Annotated in this window: 21 protein-coding genes; 11 read left to right on the top strand and 10 right to left on the bottom strand. The window is 61.1% G+C overall.

Annotated features, from left to right (window positions below; translation table 11 throughout):
- Window positions 1-81: 81 nt before the first annotated feature.
- The 4 genes from F8N80_RS10235 to F8N80_RS10220 all read left to right on the top strand — a co-directional run bounded on the left by F8N80_RS10235 (window position 82) and on the right by F8N80_RS10220 (window position 4765).
- Complete coding sequence (locus tag F8N80_RS10235) at window positions 82-2835, top strand: response regulator (RefSeq protein WP_150746724.1); 2754 nt, start codon at window positions 82-84, stop codon at window positions 2833-2835.
- A gap of 21 nt (window positions 2836-2856) precedes the next feature.
- Window positions 2857-3849, top strand: coding sequence for a 2-hydroxyacid dehydrogenase (locus F8N80_RS10230; protein WP_150746725.1), 993 nt, complete (start codon window positions 2857-2859; stop codon window positions 3847-3849).
- 77 nt (window positions 3850-3926) lie between these two features.
- A complete protein-coding gene (locus F8N80_RS10225) occupies window positions 3927-4361 on the top strand; it encodes a hypothetical protein (protein ID WP_150746726.1) in 435 nt (144 codons plus the stop codon).
- Window positions 4361-4765 (top strand): META domain-containing protein, encoded by a 405-nt coding sequence (locus F8N80_RS10220; protein ID WP_150746727.1) that lies wholly within the window; start codon window positions 4361-4363, stop codon window positions 4763-4765. Before F8N80_RS10225 ends, F8N80_RS10220 begins: the two co-directional genes overlap by 1 nt.
- A gap of 136 nt (window positions 4766-4901) precedes the next feature.
- Here the strand turns inward: F8N80_RS10220 and F8N80_RS10210 are convergent, their stop codons facing one another.
- Entirely contained in the window at window positions 4902-5369 is a 468-nt protein-coding gene (locus F8N80_RS10210) for a TlpA family protein disulfide reductase (protein WP_150746728.1), read from the bottom strand.
- Between the two features lie 114 nt (window positions 5370-5483).
- On the opposite strand from F8N80_RS10210, the gene arsC reads away from it, so the two are divergent.
- The 3 genes from arsC to F8N80_RS10195 are packed head-to-tail and all read left to right on the top strand — an operon-like array spanning window position 5484 to window position 6857.
- Window positions 5484-5837, top strand: coding sequence for an arsenate reductase (glutaredoxin) (gene arsC / locus F8N80_RS10205; RefSeq protein ID WP_150746729.1), 354 nt, complete (start codon window positions 5484-5486; stop codon window positions 5835-5837).
- The gene (gene wrbA / locus F8N80_RS10200) at window positions 5834-6430 is read left to right on the top strand and encodes an NAD(P)H:quinone oxidoreductase (protein WP_150746730.1); all 597 of its coding nucleotides are present in this window, start codon (window positions 5834-5836) and stop codon (window positions 6428-6430) included. Before arsC ends, wrbA begins: the two co-directional genes overlap by 4 nt.
- 1 nt (window position 6431) lies before the next feature.
- Window positions 6432-6857: a DUF2069 domain-containing protein gene (locus tag F8N80_RS10195; protein ID WP_150746731.1), complete on the top strand. Its 426-nt coding sequence runs from the start codon at window positions 6432-6434 to the stop codon at window positions 6855-6857.
- A gap of 101 nt (window positions 6858-6958) precedes the next feature.
- Here F8N80_RS10195 and F8N80_RS10190 read toward each other — a convergent pair whose 3' ends face one another.
- Both F8N80_RS10190 and ttcA read right to left on the bottom strand, forming a co-directional pair.
- The gene (locus F8N80_RS10190) at window positions 6959-7633 is read right to left on the bottom strand and encodes a DNA-3-methyladenine glycosylase I (RefSeq protein ID WP_150746732.1); all 675 of its coding nucleotides are present in this window, start codon (window positions 7631-7633) and stop codon (window positions 6959-6961) included.
- A gap of 162 nt (window positions 7634-7795) precedes the next feature.
- Window positions 7796-8620 (bottom strand): tRNA 2-thiocytidine(32) synthetase TtcA, encoded by an 825-nt coding sequence (gene ttcA / locus F8N80_RS10185; RefSeq protein ID WP_150783801.1) that lies wholly within the window; start codon window positions 8618-8620, stop codon window positions 7796-7798.
- A 283-nt stretch (window positions 8621-8903) separates the two neighbouring features.
- Between ttcA and F8N80_RS10180 the strand changes: the two genes are divergently transcribed.
- Together F8N80_RS10180 and F8N80_RS10175 are read left to right on the top strand one after the other, a co-directional pair.
- Window positions 8904-9506: a Yip1 family protein gene (locus F8N80_RS10180; protein ID WP_017340184.1), complete on the top strand. Its 603-nt coding sequence runs from the start codon at window positions 8904-8906 to the stop codon at window positions 9504-9506.
- A 160-nt stretch (window positions 9507-9666) separates the two neighbouring features.
- Window positions 9667-10161 (top strand): SprT family zinc-dependent metalloprotease, encoded by a 495-nt coding sequence (locus tag F8N80_RS10175; protein ID WP_150783800.1) that lies wholly within the window; start codon window positions 9667-9669, stop codon window positions 10159-10161.
- Between the two features lie 134 nt (window positions 10162-10295).
- Here the strand turns inward: F8N80_RS10175 and F8N80_RS10170 are convergent, their stop codons facing one another.
- Together F8N80_RS10170 and F8N80_RS10165 are read right to left on the bottom strand one after the other, a co-directional pair.
- On the bottom strand, window positions 10296-11477 hold the full coding sequence (locus tag F8N80_RS10170) for a CaiB/BaiF CoA transferase family protein (protein ID WP_150783799.1): 1182 nt from the start codon (window positions 11475-11477) through the stop codon (window positions 10296-10298).
- A 159-nt stretch (window positions 11478-11636) separates the two neighbouring features.
- Window positions 11637-12971 (bottom strand): dicarboxylate/amino acid:cation symporter, encoded by a 1335-nt coding sequence (locus F8N80_RS10165; protein WP_150746736.1) that lies wholly within the window; start codon window positions 12969-12971, stop codon window positions 11637-11639.
- 339 nt (window positions 12972-13310) lie between these two features.
- On the opposite strand from F8N80_RS10165, the gene F8N80_RS10160 reads away from it, so the two are divergent.
- The gene (locus tag F8N80_RS10160; protein WP_150746737.1) at window positions 13311-14309 is read left to right on the top strand and encodes an AraC family transcriptional regulator; all 999 of its coding nucleotides are present in this window, start codon (window positions 13311-13313) and stop codon (window positions 14307-14309) included.
- A gap of 160 nt (window positions 14310-14469) precedes the next feature.
- Here the strand turns inward: F8N80_RS10160 and F8N80_RS10155 are convergent, their stop codons facing one another.
- The 3 genes from F8N80_RS10155 to F8N80_RS10145 all read right to left on the bottom strand — a co-directional run bounded on the left by F8N80_RS10155 (window position 14470) and on the right by F8N80_RS10145 (window position 17212).
- The gene (locus tag F8N80_RS10155) at window positions 14470-15816 is read right to left on the bottom strand and encodes an ATP-binding protein (protein ID WP_150783798.1); all 1347 of its coding nucleotides are present in this window, start codon (window positions 15814-15816) and stop codon (window positions 14470-14472) included.
- Window positions 15813-16490: a response regulator gene (locus F8N80_RS10150; protein WP_150746739.1), complete on the bottom strand. Its 678-nt coding sequence runs from the start codon at window positions 16488-16490 to the stop codon at window positions 15813-15815. The genes F8N80_RS10155 and F8N80_RS10150 overlap by 4 nt, the downstream gene beginning before the upstream one ends.
- Before the next feature lie 119 nt (window positions 16491-16609).
- The gene (locus tag F8N80_RS10145; protein WP_150783797.1) at window positions 16610-17212 is read right to left on the bottom strand and encodes a hypothetical protein; all 603 of its coding nucleotides are present in this window, start codon (window positions 17210-17212) and stop codon (window positions 16610-16612) included.
- A gap of 284 nt (window positions 17213-17496) precedes the next feature.
- On the opposite strand from F8N80_RS10145, the gene F8N80_RS10140 reads away from it, so the two are divergent.
- On the top strand, window positions 17497-18222 hold the full coding sequence (locus F8N80_RS10140; RefSeq protein ID WP_224790666.1) for a 4'-phosphopantetheinyl transferase family protein: 726 nt from the start codon (window positions 17497-17499) through the stop codon (window positions 18220-18222).
- Window positions 18223-18337: 115 nt separating this feature from the next.
- On the opposite strand, the gene F8N80_RS10135 is transcribed toward F8N80_RS10140, so the two are convergent.
- The gene (locus F8N80_RS10135; protein WP_150746742.1) at window positions 18338-19948 is read right to left on the bottom strand and encodes an ATP-binding protein; all 1611 of its coding nucleotides are present in this window, start codon (window positions 19946-19948) and stop codon (window positions 18338-18340) included.
- Window positions 19945-20658 (bottom strand): response regulator, encoded by a 714-nt coding sequence (locus F8N80_RS10130; RefSeq protein ID WP_150746743.1) that lies wholly within the window; start codon window positions 20656-20658, stop codon window positions 19945-19947. Before F8N80_RS10130 ends, F8N80_RS10135 begins: the two co-directional genes overlap by 4 nt.
- Window positions 20659-20745: the final 87 nt, after the last annotated feature.

Below are 20745 nucleotides of genomic sequence, written 5' to 3'. Positions count from 1 at the left end.
CGATCAAATCGCTACACTGCGCAGGTGGTGCGTGCCGGACGTACGTGCAGGTCATTGACTAGCTGGATGCAGGAGAGAGGCGTGCTCAAGAAACTGGGAATCAAAGGCCGCGTGCTGTTACTGACCCTGTTGCCTACCAGCCTGATGGCGTTGGTACTGGGTGGCTACTTTACCTGGATGCAGCAGTCCGACCTGCAAGCCCAACTCATGCAGCGTGGCGAAATGATCGCCGAACAGCTGGCGCCCCTGGTGGCCCCGGCCATGGGCCACCAGAACAACGAGCTGCTGGAGCGCATCGCCACCCAGTCACTGGAGCAGCCGGACGTTCGCGCGGTGACCTTCCTCGCGCCCGACCGCACGCTACTGGCCCATGCCGGCCCGATCATGCTCAATCCAGCCCCTCTGGGCGACGGCTCGCAGCTGCTGCGCCGCAGCGGCAACGATGCGACTCGCTACCTGTTGCCGGTATTCGGCAAGCACCGCAATCTGGCCGGCGACTTGATCCCCGGTGAAGCCGACCGCCTGCTCGGCTGGGTGGAACTCGAACTGTCCCACAACGGCATGCTGCTGCGCGGTTACCGCAGCCTGTTCGCCAGCCTGCTGCTGATCGGCGCAGGCCTGGGCGGTGCCGCGCTGCTGGCGTTGCGCATGGGCCGGACCATCAACCGGCCGCTGAGCCAGATCAAGCAAGCCGTGGCGCAACTCAAGGACGGGCATCTGGAAACCCGCCTGCCGCCCCTCGGCAGTCAGGAGCTGGATGAACTGGCGTCCGGCATCAACCGCATGGCCGGCACCCTGCAAAACGCCCAGGAAGAATTGCAACACAGCATCGACCAGGCCACCGAAGATGTACGGCAAAATCTGGAAACCATCGAAATCCAGAACATCGAGCTCGACCTGGCGCGCAAGGAAGCCCTGGAAGCCAGCCGGATCAAATCCGAATTCCTGGCCAACATGAGCCATGAAATCCGCACGCCGCTCAATGGCATACTCGGCTTCACCCATCTGCTGCAAAAAAGCGAGCTGACCCCGCGCCAGCTCGACTATCTGGGGACCATCGAAAAGTCCGCCGACAGCCTGCTGGGGATCATCAACGAGATCCTCGACTTTTCCAAGATCGAGGCCGGCAAACTGGTGCTCGACCATATTCCGTTCAATCTGCGCGACCTGTTGCAGGACACCCTGACCATCCTCGCCCCGGCCGCCCACGCCAAACAACTGGAGCTGGTGAGCCTGGTGTATCGCGATACGCCGCTGTCGCTGGTGGGTGATCCGCTGCGGCTCAAGCAGATCCTCACCAACCTGGTCAGCAACGCGATCAAATTCACCCGCGAAGGCACCATTGTCGCCCGGGCCATGCTCGAAGAAGAGCATGAGGACAGCGTGCAGTTGCGCATCAGCATCCAGGATACCGGCATCGGCCTGTCGAGCCAGGACGTGCGCGCGCTGTTCCAGGCGTTCAGCCAGGCCGACAACTCGCTGTCCCGACAGCCTGGCGGCACCGGGCTTGGCCTGGTGATATCCAAGCGCTTGATCGAACAGATGGGCGGCGAGATCGGGGTCGACAGCACCCCGGGCGAAGGTTCGGAGTTCTGGATCAGCCTGAGCCTGCCAAAAACCCGCGACGACGCCGAAGACCTGCCGGGTCCGCCGCTGCTCGGGCGCCGGGTGGCGGTGCTGGAAAACCACGAGTTGGCCCGTCAGGCGTTACAGCATCAACTGGAGGACTGCGGCCTCGAAGTCACCCCGTTCAATACCCTGGAAAGCCTGACCAATGGCGTGACCGGCGCGCATCAGACCGATCAGGCGATTGACCTGGCGGTGCTGGGCCTCACCAGCAACGACATGCCGCCGGAGCGCCTCAACCAGCACATCTGGGACCTCGAACACCTGGGCTGCAAAGTGCTGGTGCTGTGCCCGACCACCGAACAGACGCTGTTCCACCTCTCGGTCCCCAGCCCCCACAGCCAGCTGCAGGCCAAACCGGCCTGCACCCGCAAACTGCGCCGGGCCCTGTCCGACCTGGTCAACCCGCGCCAGTTGCGCAGCGAGCCGGGCGAACCGGTGTCCAGCCGTGCGCCGAAGGTACTGTGTGTCGACGACAATCCGGCCAACCTGTTGCTGGTGCAGACCCTGCTCGAGGACATGGGCGCCAAGGTGCTCGCGGTGGAAAGTGGTTACGCCGCGGTCAAGGCGGTGCAGAGCGAGACCTTCGACCTGGTGCTGATGGACGTGCAGATGCCAGGCATGGACGGGCGCCAGAGCACCGAAACAATACGTCAGTGGGAAAGCGAACGGCATTGCACGCCGCTGCCGATCGTGGCCCTCACCGCCCACGCCATGGCCAACGAAAAACGCGCGCTGCTGCAAAGCGGCATGGACGATTACCTGACCAAACCGATCAGCGAACGGCAACTGGCGCAGGTGGTGTTGAAGTGGACCGGCCTGGCGCTGCGCAATCATGGGCCGGAGCGTTCCAGCGACCGCCATGGCGGCGACCATGAGTTGCAGGTGCTCGATCACGAAGAAGGTTTACGCCTGGCCGCCGGCAAGGCTGATCTGGCGGCCGACATGCTGGCGATGCTGCTGGCGTCATTGGAAGCCGACCGCGAAGCCATTCGCAGCGCTCGGGAAACCAATGACCAGAACGCCCTGATCGAACGCGTTCATCGTCTGCACGGCGCGACCCGCTATTGCGGCGTGCCGCAACTGCGCGCCGCCTGCCAGCGCAGCGAAACCCTGCTCAAGCAACAGGACCCCAAAGCCCCCCGCGCGCTGGAAGAACTCGACCGGGCGATCAACCGCCTGGCCGCCCATGCCCGTATAAATGCTTGAAGCACGGTCCAGGAGGACAAGATGCGCACCATTCTTTTCAGCAGCCAGACCTACGACCGCGACAGCTTTCTCGCCGCCGCCCTGCCCGCCGGCATCGAGTTGCACTTTCAATCGGCGCGATTGAGCCTCGACACGGTGGCGCTGGCGGAGCAGCACGAGGTGGTCTGCGCGTTCATCAATGACGATCTCAGCGCCCCGGTGCTCGAACGCCTGGCCGCCGGCGGCACCCGTCTGATCGCGCTGCGTTCGGCCGGTTACAACCATGTCGACCTGGCCGTGGCCAAACGGCTGGGACTGACGATCGTACGGGTCCCGGCCTACTCGCCCCATGCGGTGGCCGAACATGCGGTGGCGCTGATCCTGGCGCTCAACCGCCGCCTGCACCGCGCCTACAACCGCACCCGCGAGGGCGATTTCACTCTGCATGGCTTGACCGGTTTCGACCTGGTCGGCAAGACCGTCGGCGTGGTCGGCACCGGGCAGATCGGCGCAACCTTCGCCAAAATCATGCATGGCTTCGGCTGCCGGCTGTTGGCGTACGACCCCTGCCCCAATCCTCAGGTCCAGGCCCTCGGTGCCCGATACTTGAGCTTGCCGCAGTTACTGGCCGAGTCGCAGATCATCAGCCTGCATTGCCCGCTCAACGAGCAGAGCAAACACTTGATCAACGGTGAGTCACTGGCGCACATGCAGGCCGGCGCGATGCTGATCAATACCGGTCGCGGCGGGCTGGTGGATACCCCCGCGCTGATCGATGCGTTGAAAGACGGCCAACTGGGTTATCTGGGGCTGGACGTGTATGAAGAGGAGGCGCAGCTGTTCTTTGAGGATCGCTCCGACCTGCCGCTGCAGGACGATGTGCTGGCGCGCCTGCTGACTTTCCCCAACGTGATCATTACCGCACACCAGGCCTTCCTGACCCACGAAGCCTTGGGTGCGATTGCCGCAACCACCCTGCAGAACATCGCGGCCTGGGCGGTCGGTAATACCCGGAATCAAGTTGCTGCCGACTGAACCAGATCGAAGGTCAGTCGCCCGCGCGGTGCTGTGTTGATGTCCGTGCTAGCATGCCGCGCATATTTGGAGGACCCATGGTCGAACACGATTTTCGCTATAGCCTGATGAACCCGCAACACACCCTCACCGAATGCCGCGCCCTGGTGCCGGGGCGTTATCAAGTCACCGGCAACGGCGGCTCGATTCGCAATAACGACGTGTTGGTCGTGACCCTCAAAGGCAGCAAGGACTTGTCCATGCGCCTGACCGTCGAAACGGTTCGCCACCTGATCAACCCGCCCGGCCAATGGGTCGCGGTGGCCAGTGGTCCGGTGTTCGGCGAACTGGCGATCCACACCTGGAAAGTGAACTGCGACAGCTGCGCCAAAGCGCTGAGCTTCGAGTTTGCGGTCGACGCCAAGCTGGGCATCAAGGCCGAAAAGCCAGCCGCCACGGCGCGGATTGCCGAGTTGGGCTGGACCACTGCTGGCGAAAAGCACCTGTGCCCGACATGCCAGGAGCCTGCGTGATGAAACGCCTTGTTCTGAGCGCCATGCTTGGCGCCAGCCTGCTGGGCTGCGCCGCCGAACCGGTGAAGTTGCAACAGAACCGCAGCTACATACTGGAGTGGATCGGCGAACGTCCGTTGATGGATTACAGCCACCTGACCATCACCCTCGGCGAGGACGGTCGAGCCTACGGTAACGGCGGCTGCAACCATTGGTTCGCGCCCTACACCCTGGACGGCGACAAGCTGAGCTTCGGCAAGGTCGGCAGCACCCGCAAAATGTGCGCACCGGCGTTGATGGAGCAGGAAAAGCGTTTTCTCCAGGCGCTGGAGAATGTGCAGCGCTGGGATGTTTCGCCGATCGAGCAGATGCGTTTCTGGCCGGCCCAGGGCAAGCCGTTGCGCTGGTGGCTGGAAGAGGGTTGATCCGACGCGAACCTGTGTAGGAGCCGGCTTGCTGGCGAATGCGGTGTGTCAGGCAACATGTATGTTGGCTGTTCCACCGCCTTCGCCAGCAAGCCGGCTCCTACAGGGGATCGCAGCTGCGCACAGGTGAGGACGATCAGTTTGTCGCCTGCAACGCCTCCAGCTTCGCCATCACCCCCGCCGCCGTCTGCTCACCCATCAACTGTTCCCGCACCTTGCCCTTGTCATCGATGATGTACGTCACCGGCAACGCCTCACTGCGCGGCAGTTCGAACAGGTCGGCCGGGTCTTGCGCCAGCACCGTGAATTTGATCCCCAACTTCTCACTGGCGCTTCTCAGCTCTTCGCCCTGCACATTGTCGAAGTTGACCCCGAACACATCGATCTGCCGGTCCTTGAGCTGATCAGCCAGCGCATTCAGCTCCGGGATCTCGGTACGGCACGGCCCACACCATTCGGCCCAGTAATTGAGCACCAGCCATTGCTTGTCCAGACGCTCGGCAGCGATTTTCCGACCGTTCTGGTCGATGCCATAATCGTTGCCACAGCCCCCCAGCACCAACGCCCCGATGATCGCCAATGCCGCCGCCAGTCGTCTTGTCATGTCGTGATCCTTGTCAAAAAAAGAATACTGCCCCGACCCATTGCCTCCCAAGGTTCTGGATTACGCGCTGCCCAGTTAGAATAGCCGCCACCTTACGCAAGATGCGACCCGCACATGACCGATCTGACGCTTTATCACAACCCGCGCTGCTCGAAATCCCGCGGTGCGCTCGAACTGCTTGAAGCCCGGGGCCTGGCTCCGACTGTGGTCCGTTATCTGGAAACCCCGCTGGACGCCGGGCAAATCCAGAGCCTGCTGACCAAGCTCGGCATCAGCGCCCGGCAACTGCTGCGCACCGGCGAAGACGAGTACAAAACCCTCAACCTGGCCGATAGCAGCCTCGGCGAGGCGCAATTGATCGCCGCCATCGCCGCGCACCCGAAACTCATGGAGCGACCGATTCTCGAAGTCGGCGACAAAGCCATCATTGGCCGTCCGCCGGAGAATGTGCTGGAGCTGCTGCCGTGAGCGCACCGTATATCCTGGTCCTGTATTACAGCCGCAGCGGTTCGACCAATGAAATGGCCCGGCAGATTGCCCGGGGCGTCGAGCAGGCCGGTCTTGAAGCCCGGTTACGCACGGTGCCGGCGATTTCTACCGAATGCGAAGCCGTGTCGCCGGACATCCCCGACGAGGGCGCACTGTACGCGACCCTCGACGACCTGAAGCACTGCGCGGGCCTGGCCATGGGCAGTCCGACCCGGTTCGGCAACATGGCGGCGCCGCTCAAATACTTCCTCGACGGCACCAGCAACCTGTGGCTGACCGGCGCACTGGTGGGCAAACCGGCCGGGGTGTTCACCTCCACCGCGAGCCTGCACGGTGGCCAGGAAACCACGCTGCTGTCGATGATGTTGCCTCTGCTGCACCACGGCATGCTGATCACCGGCCTGCCTTACAGCGAGTCGGCATTACTGGAAACCCGCGGCGGCGGCACGCCCTATGGCGCAAGTCACCACGCCGGGGCCGATGGCAAAAGCGGCTTGAATGAACATGAAGTGGCGCTGTGCCGAGCCTTGGGTCTGCGCTTGGCGCGGACTGCGCAGAAACTGGAGAGCTGACGTGGCCAGGAAGCCGAAGATTCTGCCCGCCATCGAGTGGCTGGAACCGCGCGTACGGGCGATGCGAGCCATCAGCCTGCTGTGTTTTTTCGCCCTGGTGGGGCTGCTTTGCGCCTACTACCTGGTAGTCGCCGACCTGCACGGCGCACGGCCCTGGGTCATTCTGCTGATCGAACTGGTGCCGCTGCTGTTGCTGGCGCCGGGAATGATCATCGGCAGCCCGCGCGGGCATTCGTGGATGTGCTTTGTCGTGAACCTGTATTTCATCAAGGGCGCATTGGCCGCGTTCGACCCGAACCGGCAGCTGTTCGGTTTGCTGGAGATGGGGGCGAGCCTGGCGGTGTTCTGCTCGGCGCTGTTGTATGTGCGGTGGCGGTTTCAGCTGAATCGCCGGTTGGCGGGTGAAGGCGAGATCCGCGTCGCCTGATCTGACGCCTTCGCGGGCAAGCCTCGCTCCTACAGGGGATTTGCGCCGCTCCCAAATCTCCTGTAGGAGCGAGGCTTGCCCGCGAAGGCCGCGACTCGATCTCAATGATTCACGGTGTAAGCCAGCATCATCGAAATCTGGCTCATCGGCCGCCCGCCACTCTCTTCATGCCACTGGTTGAACACGTTCTGCACCGTGGCCAGGTCCCGCAGACTGGTCGGCACCTTGTCGACGACCTTCTGCGCATTCAACGCCGCCACCACGTCATAGCTCGGCACAAAGGTGTCCTTGCCAACCATGCGCAAGAACCGCGGCGCCGACAACCCGCCCAACTGATGCCCGTGCTTTTTCAGGTAAGTCCACAGGCCGACGATATCGGTCACCGGCCAATCGGCGATCAAGGCGCCGAAGCTGCCCTTCTCATGCGCCACATCCAGGATGAACTGCGCATTGCGCGGCACGCTCTTGAGCTTGCCCAGGTGACGGATAATCCGCGCGTCCTGCATCAACCGCTCCAGGTGTTCGGCACTCATCAGCACGACTTTTTCCGGGTCGAACCTGAAGAACACCTCTTCGAACGACGGCCACTTGGCGTCCACCAGGCTGTGCTTGAGCCCGGCACGGAACACCCGCAACGCCATGGTCGACAGGTAACGGTCATCACTGATCTTGCGCAGTTGCGCCGGGGTCTTGGGGACGGGCAGATGGGCTTCCAGTTCAGCCGCTGAACCGAAACGGTTCAGACAGTATTCGTGCAGCCACTTGTAATCGCGCATGCCCTCTCCTGAGGATTGAAATGAAGCCGACACCTGTAAACAAAAAACCTTGTGGGAGCGGGCTTGCTCGCGAATGCGGTGTGTCATTCAACATTGATGTCGTCTGGCACTACGCATTCGCGAGCAAGTCGGATCGCCGCACCGCCGCTCCCACAGGTTTGCTCAAAGGTTGACGACGTTGACGAACCGCGAAGCTGCGGTTTCGTCGATCTTGAGGCTCGTGAAGTCGAACAGGTTGCGGTCCGCCAATTGCGACGGGATCACGTTCTGCAGGCTGCGGAAAATGCTTTCAGTGCGACCCGGTGTCTTGCGTTCCCACTCCTGGAGCATGTCCTTGACCACCTGACGCTGCAGGTTTTCCTGGGAACCACAGAGGTTGCACGGGATGATCGGGAATTGCTTGAAGTCGGAGTAGGCCTGGATGTCTTTTTCGTTGCAGTAGGCCAGCGGGCGGATCACCACGTTGCGACCGTCGTCGGCCCGCAGCTTCGGCGGCATGGCCTTGAGCGATCCATTGAAGAACATGTTCAGGAAGAAGGTCTCGACGATGTCGTCGCGGTGATGACCGAGGGCCATTTTGGTCGCGCCGATTTCGTCGGCGAAGGTGTAGAGCGTGCCACGACGCAGACGTGAGCACAGCGAACAGGTGGTCTTGCCTTCCGGGATCAGCTCCTTGACCACCGAGTAGGTGTCTTTCTCGACGATGTGGTACTCGATACCCAGCGTCTTGAGGTACGCAGGCAGTACGTGCTCGGGGAAGCCCGGCTGCTTCTGGTCCATGTTCACGGCCACGATCTCGAACCTGATCGGTGCAACCTTCTGCAAGTGCATCAGCACGTCGAGCAGGGTGTAGCTGTCCTTGCCTCCGGACAGGCAGACCATGACCTTGTCGCCGTCTTCAATCATGTTGAAGTCGGCGACAGCCTCACCGGCCTGGCGGCGAAGGCGCTTTTGCAGTTTGTTCTGGTTGACCGTAAGAGTGCCCATGACGCGAAATCCGTGAGGTGTGACGAAAGCCCGCCATTTTACGCAAAAACCCTTCCAGGGCGAAGTGCCCATCATCCCCTGAAATGCCCACAGGGATTGAGGTGACAGACCCTTCAGCGATTACCCTTCGCTTTTACAGCGCGATTTGCTCTAAGCCCTCGGGTTAACTCCTTTCTATACTGCGACATAAGGTCGCACACATATCCAGACCTTTCTTACTCGGCCACTTTGGCCCGTAGGCGCTCCACTGGGGGGCGACGGTAAAACAAGAGGAGTGACTGGCATGATCCATCACGTAGTGGGCCTATTCACCCACCCAGACCAGGAATGGAAAGAAATTCGTGGCGATCAGGAGGAAAGCATCAGCCACATGTACCTGACCCACACGCTCATCCTGGCGGCAATCCCGGCGGTGTCGGCGTTTATCGGTACCACACAGGTCGGCTGGGTCATCGGCAATCGAGCGCCGGTGATGCTGACGACAGAGAGTGCGCTATGGATGACGATCATGTCGTACCTGGCGATGCTCGGTGGCGTTGCGGTGATGGGCGCGTTCATCCACTGGATGGCCCGTACCTATGATGCCAACCCGAGCCTGGCCCGCTGCGTCGCGTTTGCGACCTATACCGCGACTCCGCTGTTCATTGGCGGCCTGGCGGCACTGTACCCGCACATGTGGCTGGGGATGATCGTCGGCACTGCGGCCATCTGCTACACGGTGTACCTGCTCTATGTCGGGCTACCGACGTTCATGAACATTCCGTCGGATGAAGGATTTCTGTTTTCGAGTTCGGTGCTCGCCGTAGGCCTGGTGGTGCTGGTAGCCATCATGGCGTTCACCGTGATTGTCTGGGGACTCGGCGTGGGGCCGGTCTATACCAATTAACAATGCTGCCAACCTAAAAACCAGATCTGCCAATACAGGCCGCCACCAGGCGGCCTTTTAAGGTTTTCAGGATAGTGGGCGGTGAGTCCATTCGGCGCCTCGACGATTCGCAAGTCCTGAGGGTTGCGGCATACTCGACGTCTCTGGAGATCCATCAAGCATGCCCGAGCAACTCAATACCCGCGTCGAAGACTGTTTCCAACAAGCTGAATCCTTTTTCAAACGACCTTTCAAACGCCCCGTGGTGAGTTTCAAGCTGCGCGGGCAAAAAGCCGGTGTCGCGCACTTGCACGAGAATATGCTGCGTTTCAATCCGCAGCTGTACCGGGAAAACACCGAAGATTTTCTTAAACAGACCGTGGCCCACGAGGTTGCCCACCTGGTCGCCCATCAGTTGTTCGGCGACCGCATCCAGCCCCATGGCGAAGAGTGGCAATTGATCATGCGTGGCGTGTACGAACTGCCGCCCAATCGCTGCCATACCTATGACGTCAAACGCCGCCGCATGACCCGCTACATCTACAAATGCCCGTGCGCCGACAGCGATTTTCCGTTTTCGGCGCAGCGCCATGGGTTGGTGCGGCAAGGGCGGCGGTATTTGTGTCGGCGGTGTCGGAGCACCCTGGTGTTCAGTGGGGAAATGCGGGTTGAATAGTTGGATGTGTGGTGCCTCGGCCGGCCTCTTCGCGGGCAAGCCCGCTCCCACAGGATCTGTGTCGTACACAAAATCTGCAAACGACACTGCCTCCTGTGGGAGCGGGCTTGCCCGCGAAGAGGCCAGTACAGGCGCTAGATAATCACCCTGGCACGCCGCAACTCTTCGATCCGCTCAGCGCTATACCCCAACTCCCCCAACACCTGATCGGTATGCTCACCCAGCGCCGCGCCGATATGTCGCGGCTCGGGCAACCCGTGCGAAAACTTCAACGGACAGGCCATCTGCGCTTGGGTCGACCCGTCGTTGCGCGGCACTTCAGTGACCAATTGCCGCGAGCGCAATTGAGGGTGCTGAACCGCTTCGCCCAGATTCAATACCGGTTCGACACAGGCATCGAGCTCGGCAAACAGCGCGCACAATTCACCAAAGTCGTGTTTCTCGAACTCGCTCTTCAGCGCTTCCTTGAGCGTCTTCTGCTGCGCCGGTTCAGGCGACAATCCCAAGGTTGCCAGCTCCTCCAGCCCCAGCGCCGTACACAGTTGTTTCATGAACGCCGGCTCCAGGCTGCCCACCGATAACCAGCGGCCGTCCCGTGAACGGTAATAATCGTAGAAGCTGCCACCATTGAGCATCTGGTCCTCCGAGTGCGGCTCCGCACCACAAGCCAGGTAGCCGGCGCCGGCCATGGCATTCAGACTGAACACGCAATCGGTCATGCTCACATCCAGATATTGCCCTGACCCGCTTTGTTGACGGGCGATCACCGCTGCCAACAGGCCTATCACCCCGTGCAAGGAACCGCCGGCAACATCCGCCACTTGCATGCCCAAGGGCAAGGGTCCGCTGTCGGCGCGACCGGTGTAGCTGGCCAGCCCTGCCAGCGCCAGGTAATTGATGTCATGGCCGGCGCGATCCTTGTAAGGGCCGGTCTGACCGTAACCGGTGATCGAGACGTAGATCAGTTTCGGATTGATCGCCTTCAAGGCTTCATAACCCAGGCCCAGACGCTCCATCACCCCGGGGCGGAACTGTTCCAGCACGATGTCGTAGTCCTGCAGCAACTGCTTGATCACCTCCAGCGCTTGCGGCTGCTTGAGGTCCAGCGCGAGGCTGCGCTTGTTGCGATTGAGGTAGGCGTGGCTGGCCGAGACTCCCTGGTCTTGGGGCGGCAGCACCCGCAACAGGTCCATGCGGTTCGGCGATTCGATACGCAACACCTCGGCGCCCATGTCCGCCAGCAATAACGAGGCAAACGGCCCCGGCAACAATGTCGAGAAATCCAGAACCTTGAGGGATGCCAGTGGACCGAGCATGGGTCTTCTCCGTAAACGATACCCCAGACTAGGCAGCCATCGGCATTGCGGCAATCACCTTTTGCGTCAGTTGCGGTGACCGTTGCGCTCAAATCGCAGCCAACAAAAACCCGCCAAAAGCGGGTTTTTGTTGCAGCCTGAGTCGCAGTGAAGCGAGCGTTACTTGACGCTGTTCGGGGTTGGGCCTTCGGCCACGCCCAGGTCATCCTCTTCACGCTCGTCGGCGATACCGCGACCACCGGAAGCCAGTTCGGCTTGCATCACATCGACATCCAGTTCCTTGACCCACTTGGCCACCACCAGGGTAGCCACGGCATTGCCCACCAGGTTGGTCAGGGCACGGGCTTCGGACATGAAGCGGTCGATACCCAGGATCAGCGCCAGGCCGGCAACCGGCAGATGGCCGACCGCAGACAGGGTCGCCGCCAGCACGATGAAGCCACTACCGGTCACGCCCGCGGCGCCTTTGGAGGACAGCAGCAATACCACCAGCAGCGTGATCTGGTGAGAGAGGTCCATGTGAGTGTCGGTGGCCTGGGCAATAAACACCGCCGCCATGGTCAGGTAGATCGCAGTACCGTCGAGGTTGAACGAGTAACCGGTCGGGATCACCAGGCCTACCACGGATTTCTGCGCGCCCAGACGCTCCATCTTGATCAGCATGCGTGGCAGTACCGATTCCGAGGAGGAAGTACCCAGCACGATCAACAGCTCTTCACGGATATAACGAATCACTTTCAGCACGCTGAAGCCGTGAGCGCGAGCGATACCGCCCAACACCACCAGGACGAACAGCAGGCAAGTGATGTAGAAGCAGGCCATCAACTGACCCAGCTGCACCAGCGAGCCGACACCGTAGGCGCCGATGGTGAACGCCATGGCACCGAAGGCACCGATCGGCGCGAGCTTCATGATCATGTTGATGATGTTGAACATCACGTGGGCGAAGCGATCGATGAAGTCCAGGATCGGCTTGCCGTATGCACCCAGGCGATGCAGGGCGAAACCGAAGATCACCGAGAACATCAGCACTTGCAGGATGTCACCCGTGGCGAACGCGCCGACGATGGTGGACGGAATGACATTCAGGAGGAAGCCGACCACGCTTTGATCGGCACCGGCGGATACGTACTGAGCGACTTTTGAGGCATCCAGGGTGGTGACGTCGATGTGCATGCCGGCACCGGGCTGCACGATATTGACCACCACCAGACCGACCAGCAATGCAATGGTCGAAACGATTTCGAAGTACAGCAGCGCGTAACCGCCGGTCTTGCCGACCGACTTCATGTTCTGCATGCCGGCGATACCGCTGACAACGGTGCAGAAGATGATGGGCGCGATGATCATTTTGATCAGTTTGATGAACCCGTCACCCAGCGGCTTGAGGGCCACACCAGTCTGCGGGTAGAAGTGACCAAGCAGGATGCCGATGGCGATAGCAACGATCACCTGGAAGTACAGGGATTTATACAGTGGCTGACGAGTCGTCATTGCAAAGTTCCTCAAGAGCGTCCGGCGACAACATCCATCTGTTATCGGCGACACCTCATTTGCGAACCCTCCTGCACTGGAGGGATTTGTTTTGTCGAGCTGCGCTTCGGCAGGCATCTGCTGGTTGTATCGCAAAGCCCGTGCCACCTTTGGCGAAATGTCCTACAGCCTTTTCACATCAAGGGTTACAGGTTTTTCTCTGGTCACTGGGCAATCACACTGGCGTGGCGGAATCCCGCCAATCGGCCAAACCCTGTCCTGCAATTTGGCGGATATCCGCCTTGTTGATCTCCCGTGCGCCCGGCTACCATCCGCTGCTCAATGGACGGACCTGCCTCTATGCGCGAACGCACCATCGCCAGTCATTTCGCCCGCGCGGCCTTGGGAGGGGCGCGCCAGCGTGGGTACGACTATTCGAACCTGCTGCAGCGATTGGGGATCAGCGCCGAATTGCTCGACGAGCCGCGTGCACGCATCGCGCCCGAGCAATTCACCCGGTTGATCCAGGGATTGTGGCTGGCACTGGACGACGAGTACCTGGGTTTCGGGGCGACCCCGAGCAAACCAGGCAGCTTCGCGATGATGTGTCATGCGGTGATCCATTGCCGCAACCTGGAAAGCGCGCTCAATCGCGGCTTATTGTTTTATCGCTTATTCTCCGGGGCTCCACGCCTGAGCCTGACCCGCGAAGACGAATGGGTGCGCCTGAGCCTCGACAATGCGCAGCTGTGGGACCCGGACCATTTCCTCAGCGAGAGCCTGCTGATGATCTGGCATCGGCTTGGCAGCTGGATGATCGGCCAGCGCATTCGTCTGGAGCAGGCAACCTTCAGCTATCCGAAGCCCGAACACGGCGCGGAATACGATTTGCTGTTTTCATGCCCGCTGCAGTTCAAGGCGGCACAGAACAGTCTGCTGTTTCACAGCCACTACCTGAGCATGCCGCTGTTGCAGGACGAGCGAACCCTCAAGCATTTCCTCGAACGGTCCCCCGCCGACCTGTTGTCGCGCCCGGATGACGGCGACAGCCTGAGTAGCCAGCTGCGGCGTTTGCTCAGCCGCGACAGTTCATGCTGGCCTGACCTGGAAACGGTGGCCGCGCACCTGCACATCAGCCCGCAGACGCTGCGTCGACACTTGCGCGAAGAGGGCTCGAGCTTTCAGGAACTCAAAGACCAGTTGCGCCGGGACATTGCGATTTATCACTTGGGGCGTGCGGATCTGTCGTTGCAACAGATTGCCGAACAGCTGGGGTTTTCCGAGCCTTCGGCGTTTCATCGGGCGTTCAAGAAATGGACCGGGCTTACCCCGGGGGCCTACCGCGCCCGGGAGAACTGAATGTTCAAAGCCTATTTCTTTGGTGTGTTTACCGGCCTCTTCGCGGGCAAGCCCGCTCCCACAGGGTTCATTGCCGTTCACAAATAATGTGTCCAAGGAGATCCCTGTGGGAGCGGGCTTGCCCGCGAAGAGGCCCGAAAGTGCACCAATTAACTCCCAGTCATACCACTGGAATCTGAATCCGGAACGCCGCTCCGCCCAAAGGTGAATCCTCCAGGGTCAGTTTCGCGCTGTAGCTTTCGATGATGTCCTTGACCACCGCCAGACCAATGCCCTGCCCCGGATGCTGGCGGTCCAGTCGTTCGCCGCGTTGCAGAATCCGCGCGCGCTGATCCGGCGGCACCCCGGGGCCGTCATCCTCGACGCACAACTCGATCCCGTCCTGGGCCTCGCTTGCGCTGATGCGCACTTCGCCGAGACACAGGCGATAGGCGTTTTCCAGCAGATTGCCCAACATCTCCAGCAAGGCGCCCTGCTCGATCGGCACGTAACACTGCACCGGGAGATCGATGATCACCCGCACGCGCTTGTCGCGATAGACCTTGTCCAGCGTGTCGCAAAGGCTCTGCAATACCGGACGCAAGCGCACCTGATGTCGCACAAGTCCGCTTTTGCGCAGGCTGGCGCGCTGTAGCTGGTAACCGATCTGCTGGCTCATGCGCTCGATCTGGGTTTGCAGGAGCCAGGCCTGATCGCGATCCGCCGGCCGCAGGGCCATGTCCTCGCTGACGCCTTGCAGCACGGTCAGCGGGGTTTTCAGGCTGTGGGCCAGATCATCCAGGGAATCTCGATAGCGGCTGCGCTGTTCGCGCTCGCCGTGCAGCAAGCGGTTCAGGGAACCGGTCAGGCGCAGCAATTCGCTGGGGTGTTGTTCGCTGAGGCTTTCGCGGGTGCCGCTTTCGATCTCGTCCAGTTCCTGACTCAGCCGGCGCAACGCCTGCAAGCCCCAGGTCAGACCGATCCACAGCAACGCCAGCAACACCAGCAAGGCCGCGCCGAAGCCCAGGTAAAGGTTTTCCCGCAGGCCTTCAAGGGTGATTTCGTAGTCGCGCAGCGGTTGCAGCGCGACAAAGCTGAACGCCGCACTTTTGCCGCCGAGCAGTTTGACCTCGACGTCATAGACGAAGAATTCCTGACCATTGTCTTCGCGAATTCTCGCGAACTCGTTACCGTGCCCGTCGTAACGCGGTGTGTAATTGATGTTCTCTTCAAGGGTGTCTTTCGAGCGCCAGACCAGACGACCTTCACGGTTGTAGATATAACCGAGCAAACGGCCGTCGGCCAGGTTGAAGCGCTCATCGGGCAATTGTGCCGGCATCTGCAAGCGGTTGTTCTCCACCCGTGCCGCGGAGATCAACGTGGTGACATCCGACGCCAGACGCTGCTCGATGGCATCCTGCAGCGCCAGGCTGAACGCGCTCTGCATCGCCGGCAGCAAGGCCAGCATGAACAATACCGCCAGGATCGTGGCGGCGAGCATCAGACGAATTCGAAGAGAACTGATCAAGTGCAGCGCTCATTGAACAGATAGCCGAGGCCACGCACGGTATCGATCGGCTTGAAGCCGGCCGGTCCCTCCAGCTTTCGGCGCAGACGGCCGACCAGCACTTCGATCACGTTCGGATCGCGTTCGTCGTCGTCCGGGTAAAGCTGCTCCATCAAGCGGTCCTTGGGCACCACTTGCTGGTGATGGCGCATCAGGTACTCGAGTATCCGGTACTCATACGCAGTCAGCGCCAGCGGCTGTTCATCGAGGGACGCCTGCTTGCGATTGAGGTCCAGCAGCAGCGGCCCGGCAACAATCGTCGACTGGGTGAAGCCGCTGGAGCGACGGAGCAAGGCATTCAGCCGAGCCTCCAGCTCTTCGAACTGGAATGGCTTGACCACATAGTCGTCCGCACCGGCCGCAAGGCCTTCGACCTTGTCCTGCCAGTTGCCGCGTGCGGTGAGAATCAGTATCGGAAAGGTCTTGCCCTGCGAGCGCAGCTGACGGATCAGGTCCAGCCCGCCCATGCCCGGCAAGCCGAGATCGATCACCGCCAGGTCATGGTTGAATTGCCCGGTCTGATACAGCGCCTCGGTGGCGTTGGCCACGGACTCGACCACATGGCCGCTATCCGTCAGGCGGGTTTGCAGGTGATGGCGCAACAGCGCTTCATCTTCGACGACCAGCAGTTTCATAACGCCCTCCCGGGCCAATCAACATCGTGAGGCATGAACGGCGCACCTCGATAACTGACAGGGCAATGCCGGATCAGCCTCCTGGGTTGATCCGGTACCGGCCTGCCGCGAACGCTTTTTCAGAAAGCGTAGTTAGCGGAAATGTACGTCTGGGCGCTGCTGTTCATGCCCAGCGAACCTTGTTTACCGCCGCCGCGCTCGCTTACCTCGGTGCTGGCATTAGTGCGCAGGTAACGGTAACCCAGTTCAACCGACGTGTTTCGGGAAACCTGTTGCAAAACGCCCACCTGTCCGCCAAAGGTATAACCAACGTTGGTGTCACGGCTGAAGCCTGTCGATTCCTGGGACATTTTGGTCAACCCGGCCGAGACGCCGCCGAACAGCTTGGTGCTGCCGCCGCCCGGGTAGAAAAGATCATAGCTGCCCAGCAGGTTTTCCTGACGCAGTTTAATGCCATTGTGTGAGCCCGAGACGTTGTCGTAAGTGGCGTAGTAACGGCCATCCTTGTTTTGCCGACCCAGGCGCATGCCCCAGGTGTTGTCTTTGTCGATCACGCCGTTGGCGTTCGGGCGATCGAGGTTATCGTTCAGGGCGCGGGACTTGTTGACCTTGTCGCTGGTCTGTCCAAAAGTAAGGCTGGCAAAATTGTCGTCGGAGGCGAACGCTGCCGTGCTCGCGCCCATTACGGTGATTGCCATAAGCAGTTTTTTGAATCCAGTCATGGGTGAAACTCCTGGTGAGTGACGTGTTGTTTGGCTACGGGGCAAGATTACTGACCCCGCCCTGAACTCCCCCTGAACACGCGCTTAACCTGAGCTGAACGAGATCCACCCTGCTGCTTCGATGACTTTCCTGCGCCGGCTCGCGCCCACATTTGATCTCAGGTATTCACAAATATTGTGTTCACAGAAGATCCAGTGTGGGAGCGAGCCTGCTCGCGAATGACCGCACCTCGGTTTTACGGCAGGACTACCCAGCACCCGGGCTACCCGGCAAAATGCCCGACATGAATCCCACCCCCGCCCTACCCGCCTGCTGCACCCCACTCGATGCCGATTGGCCGCTACCCTTCGTGCTGCCCGATACGGTCCTGTTGGCCACTCACTTCGATACCGCGCAATTGGCCAGCGATGATTTTCAACGCAGTGCCATCGAGCCGCCGGCCAGCATCCAGCGCTCGGTCGCCAAGCGCCAGGCGGAGTTTCTCGCTGGACGGGTCTGCGCTCGGGCGGCATTGCAAGCATTGGAAGGACTGAACTTTATCCCGGCCATCGGTGAAGACCGGGCACCGGTGTGGCCGTCACATATCGCCGGCTCGATCACCCACAGCACCGGCCGGGCGGCGGCGATTGTCGCGAAGAAAAGCCACTGGCGAGGGCTGGGCATGGACCTGGAAAACCTGCTCGACCCTGAGCGGGCCGAACGCCTGGCCGGGGAAATCCTCACCGCGCCGGAGTTGCAGCGTATGAGCGCAGGCCGCCGGGATCAGCTGGCGCTGCTGGTGACGCTGACGTTTTCGGTGAAGGAAAGTTTGTTCAAGGCGCTGTACCCGATCGTGCAGCAGCGGTTCTATTTTGAACATGCGCAAGTGCTGGAGTGGAGCGAGAAGGGTGAAGTGCGGCTGCAGTTGCTGACGGATCTGTCCAGTGAATGGCGCAGCGGCACCGAGCTGGATGCGCAGTTTGCGGTGAAGGATGGGCAGTTGTTGAGTCTGGTCAGTTTCAAGGCCTGAGGGTTTTCAGTGCCTGACAGGGCCTCTTCGCGGGCAAGCCTCGCTCCTACGAGTATATTTCCCCTGTAGGAGCGAGGCTTGCCCGCGAAAGCGATAGACCAGGCAACCAAAGATCTCAGCCCTTCTCCTGATTGCGCGGCCAACTCAGGCTGAAACACGCCCCGCCCAGGCTTTTGCTCTTGCTGATCAACGCCCGCCCGCCATGCCAATGGACGATCCGTCGCACGATGGACAACCCCAACCCATGCCCGCCCGAGGCACGGGTGCGGCTGTCATCAAGGCGCAGGAACGGGGTGAAGATCTTCTCCCACGAAGATTCCGGCACGCCCGGCCCGTCATCCTCGACATCCACCCGACAGCGCTGCTGACCCACTTGATAACTGACAGTCACCCGCGATTGAGCGTGGCGCATGGCATTGCTCACCAGATTCTGCAACGCCCGGTGCAGGTAGCGTGGCTCGGCCTCGACCCAGGCGTCGTCGCAATCGGCTGCCGACAGGCACAGACCGCGCCGCACCGTGACTTGCGCTCGCAGCGGTGCCAGTTCCTCGATCACCTGATTGACCAATGCATCCAGATCGATGCGCTGGAAGTTCAACGCCGGCGAGCCCTGCTCCAACCGCGCATACGTCAACATCTCGTCCACCAGCCGATCGAGGTCCTCGATGTCATGGTCCATGCCCTCGCGGTATTTTTCCAACGCTTGTGGGGTGGTGGCCGAGCCGATCATCTCCAGGCCAAAACGCAGGCGTGCCACCGGGGTGCGCAACTCATGGGACACGGCGCGTACCAGTTCGCGCTGAATCGCCAACAACTGCTGCAAATGCTCGGCCATGCCGTTGAACGCCGAGGCCAGGCGCCCTACCGAGTCCGCACCGCGTGCCGGCACCCGGGTTTCCAGGCTGCCCTTGGCGATGCGCGTGGCCGCGGCTTCCAGGCCACGCAAGCGGCGCTCCAGCTGACGCACCAATAAATAGACAATCAAACCGATCAGGCTCAAACCCAGGGCTGCGATCAGCACCAGCCACTCTGGCGGGTAAGGATTCATCTGATACAGCGGGCCGATCTCCAATACCCAGGGCGTGCCGACCATGCCGGCAAACACACGGATCGAATCGCCGCCCTTGCCCAGAGCCATCACCGTATCGCCTTCGGCCACCCGGCGACTCTGGTCTTCGTCCATGTCGGCCTGGTCGACCGTGACCAGCTGCAGATCAAAGCCGAAGCCCTTCTCTTCCTTTAATTGCGCCAGGCGCCCGGGCTGCTCGGCCACCGGGACGCGCACCAGTTCATCCGCCAGCAGGTAAATGGTCGCACGCGCCAATTGCTCGCTGATCTGCTGCACCTCGCCCGTCAGTACCAACTGCTCCTTGTCACTGACCAGGCGGTAAACCTTCGCCGCGTGCGGGCCGGTCTGCTCCACCAGCGCCTGACCACGCAGCACGCGGGTGCGCTGCGTGAGGTCGAGGCCGGTCTGGTCGAAGGTCTTCAACGCCAGGGGAATCCCGAGCAGTCGCTCCCACACCAACAGGGTTCGGTGGCGCTCCGTGGGGTTCATCGGTTGCAGATTGTCGGCCATCAGTGCAAACGTGCCGTGGGCCAGGCGTTCACGGTATTGCTCGCTGCGCACCTGGTTGAGCATGTGCAAGGCCAGTACGCCCAGTACCGCCACCAGAATCAACGCCGCGCACATGCCACCGTAGATGCGCAGGAAGATTGAATTCACAGGGTGCAGGCCTCTGGAACGAACAAATAGCCTTTGCTGCGGATGGTCTTGATCAGCCGCGGATGCTCCGGGTCATCGCCAATCTTGGGGCGAATGCGCGAGATGCGCACGTCGATCGAGCGATCCTGGCCGTCATAGCCGATGCCACGCAGCGCGGTGAATATTTCTTCCCGGGACAGAATGCGCCCGGCATTGGCCACCAGCAGCCAGAGCAGGTCGAACTCGGCGCTGGTCAGCTCGATGCCGTTGTCATTCAGCCAGGCTTCGCGCAACGCATTGTCCACCACCAGCGGACCGAATTGCAGGCGCCGAGGGTTTTGCGGGGTTGCTTCGGGCACTTCACTGCGCCGCAGCAATGCCTGGATGCGCGCCAGCAGCAACCGAGGACGAACCGGTTTGCAGACATAATCGTCGGCACCCAGGTCCAGGCCCATGATTTGATCGGTGTCGTCGCTTCGAGCAGTGAGCATCAGGATCGGGCCATCAAAACGTTCGCGGACCTTGCGGCAGATGCTCAAGCCATCCTCGCCCGGTAGCATCAGGTCGAGGATCACCAGATCCGGTTGCTCATTGATGATGCGGGCCGCGGCCAAGGCGCCATTGCCCTCGATCGACACACGCAGGCCATTGGCCTCGAGGTATTCGCGGGTCAATTCGGCCAGACGCTGGTCATCCTCCACAATCAATACCTGCCAGGCTTCTTGCTCCAAGGTGACCTCTGCTTGCCAACAACACGAAATAAGGAAGGATCCGCCCGTTTTTTTGTAATGACCAGGGGGGATAAGAATGCGTAGGCA

Source organism: Pseudomonas fluorescens, assembly GCF_902497995.1.
Classification (GTDB): domain Bacteria; phylum Pseudomonadota; class Gammaproteobacteria; order Pseudomonadales; family Pseudomonadaceae; genus Aquipseudomonas; species Aquipseudomonas fluorescens_BK.
This window is presented reverse-complemented; position numbering and strand designations above follow the sequence as displayed.

Excerpts from the sequence above, each read along its gene's own strand:
- ttcA (WP_150783801.1), bottom strand. The coding sequence starts at position 8,620 with ATGGGCACTCTTACGGTCAACCAGAACAAACTGCAAAAGCGCCTTCGC.
- F8N80_RS10220 (WP_150746727.1), top strand. The coding sequence starts at position 4,361 with ATGAAACGCCTTGTTCTGAGCGCCATGCTTGGCGCCAGCCTGCTGGGC.
- arsC (WP_150746729.1), top strand. The coding sequence starts at position 5,484 with ATGACCGATCTGACGCTTTATCACAACCCGCGCTGCTCGAAATCCCGC.
- F8N80_RS10180 (WP_017340184.1), top strand. The coding sequence starts at position 8,904 with ATGATCCATCACGTAGTGGGCCTATTCACCCACCCAGACCAGGAATGG.
- F8N80_RS10145 (WP_150783797.1), bottom strand. The coding sequence starts at position 17,212 with ATGACTGGATTCAAAAAACTGCTTATGGCAATCACCGTAATGGGCGCG.
- F8N80_RS10150 (WP_150746739.1), bottom strand. The coding sequence starts at position 16,490 with ATGAAACTGCTGGTCGTCGAAGATGAAGCGCTGTTGCGCCATCACCTG.
- F8N80_RS10165 (WP_150746736.1), bottom strand. The coding sequence starts at position 12,971 with ATGACGACTCGTCAGCCACTGTATAAATCCCTGTACTTCCAGGTGATC.
- F8N80_RS10225 (WP_150746726.1), top strand. The coding sequence starts at position 3,927 with ATGGTCGAACACGATTTTCGCTATAGCCTGATGAACCCGCAACACACC.
- F8N80_RS10210 (WP_150746728.1), bottom strand. The coding sequence starts at position 5,369 with ATGACAAGACGACTGGCGGCGGCATTGGCGATCATCGGGGCGTTGGTG.
- F8N80_RS10170 (WP_150783799.1), bottom strand. The coding sequence starts at position 11,477 with ATGCTCGGTCCACTGGCATCCCTCAAGGTTCTGGATTTCTCGACATTG.
- F8N80_RS10175 (WP_150783800.1), top strand. The coding sequence starts at position 9,667 with ATGCCCGAGCAACTCAATACCCGCGTCGAAGACTGTTTCCAACAAGCT.
- F8N80_RS10230 (WP_150746725.1), top strand. The coding sequence starts at position 2,857 with ATGCGCACCATTCTTTTCAGCAGCCAGACCTACGACCGCGACAGCTTT.
- F8N80_RS10160 (WP_150746737.1), top strand. The coding sequence starts at position 13,311 with ATGCGCGAACGCACCATCGCCAGTCATTTCGCCCGCGCGGCCTTGGGA.
- F8N80_RS10190 (WP_150746732.1), bottom strand. The coding sequence starts at position 7,633 with ATGCGCGATTACAAGTGGCTGCACGAATACTGTCTGAACCGTTTCGGT.
- F8N80_RS10140 (WP_224790666.1), top strand. The coding sequence starts at position 17,497 with ATGAATCCCACCCCCGCCCTACCCGCCTGCTGCACCCCACTCGATGCC.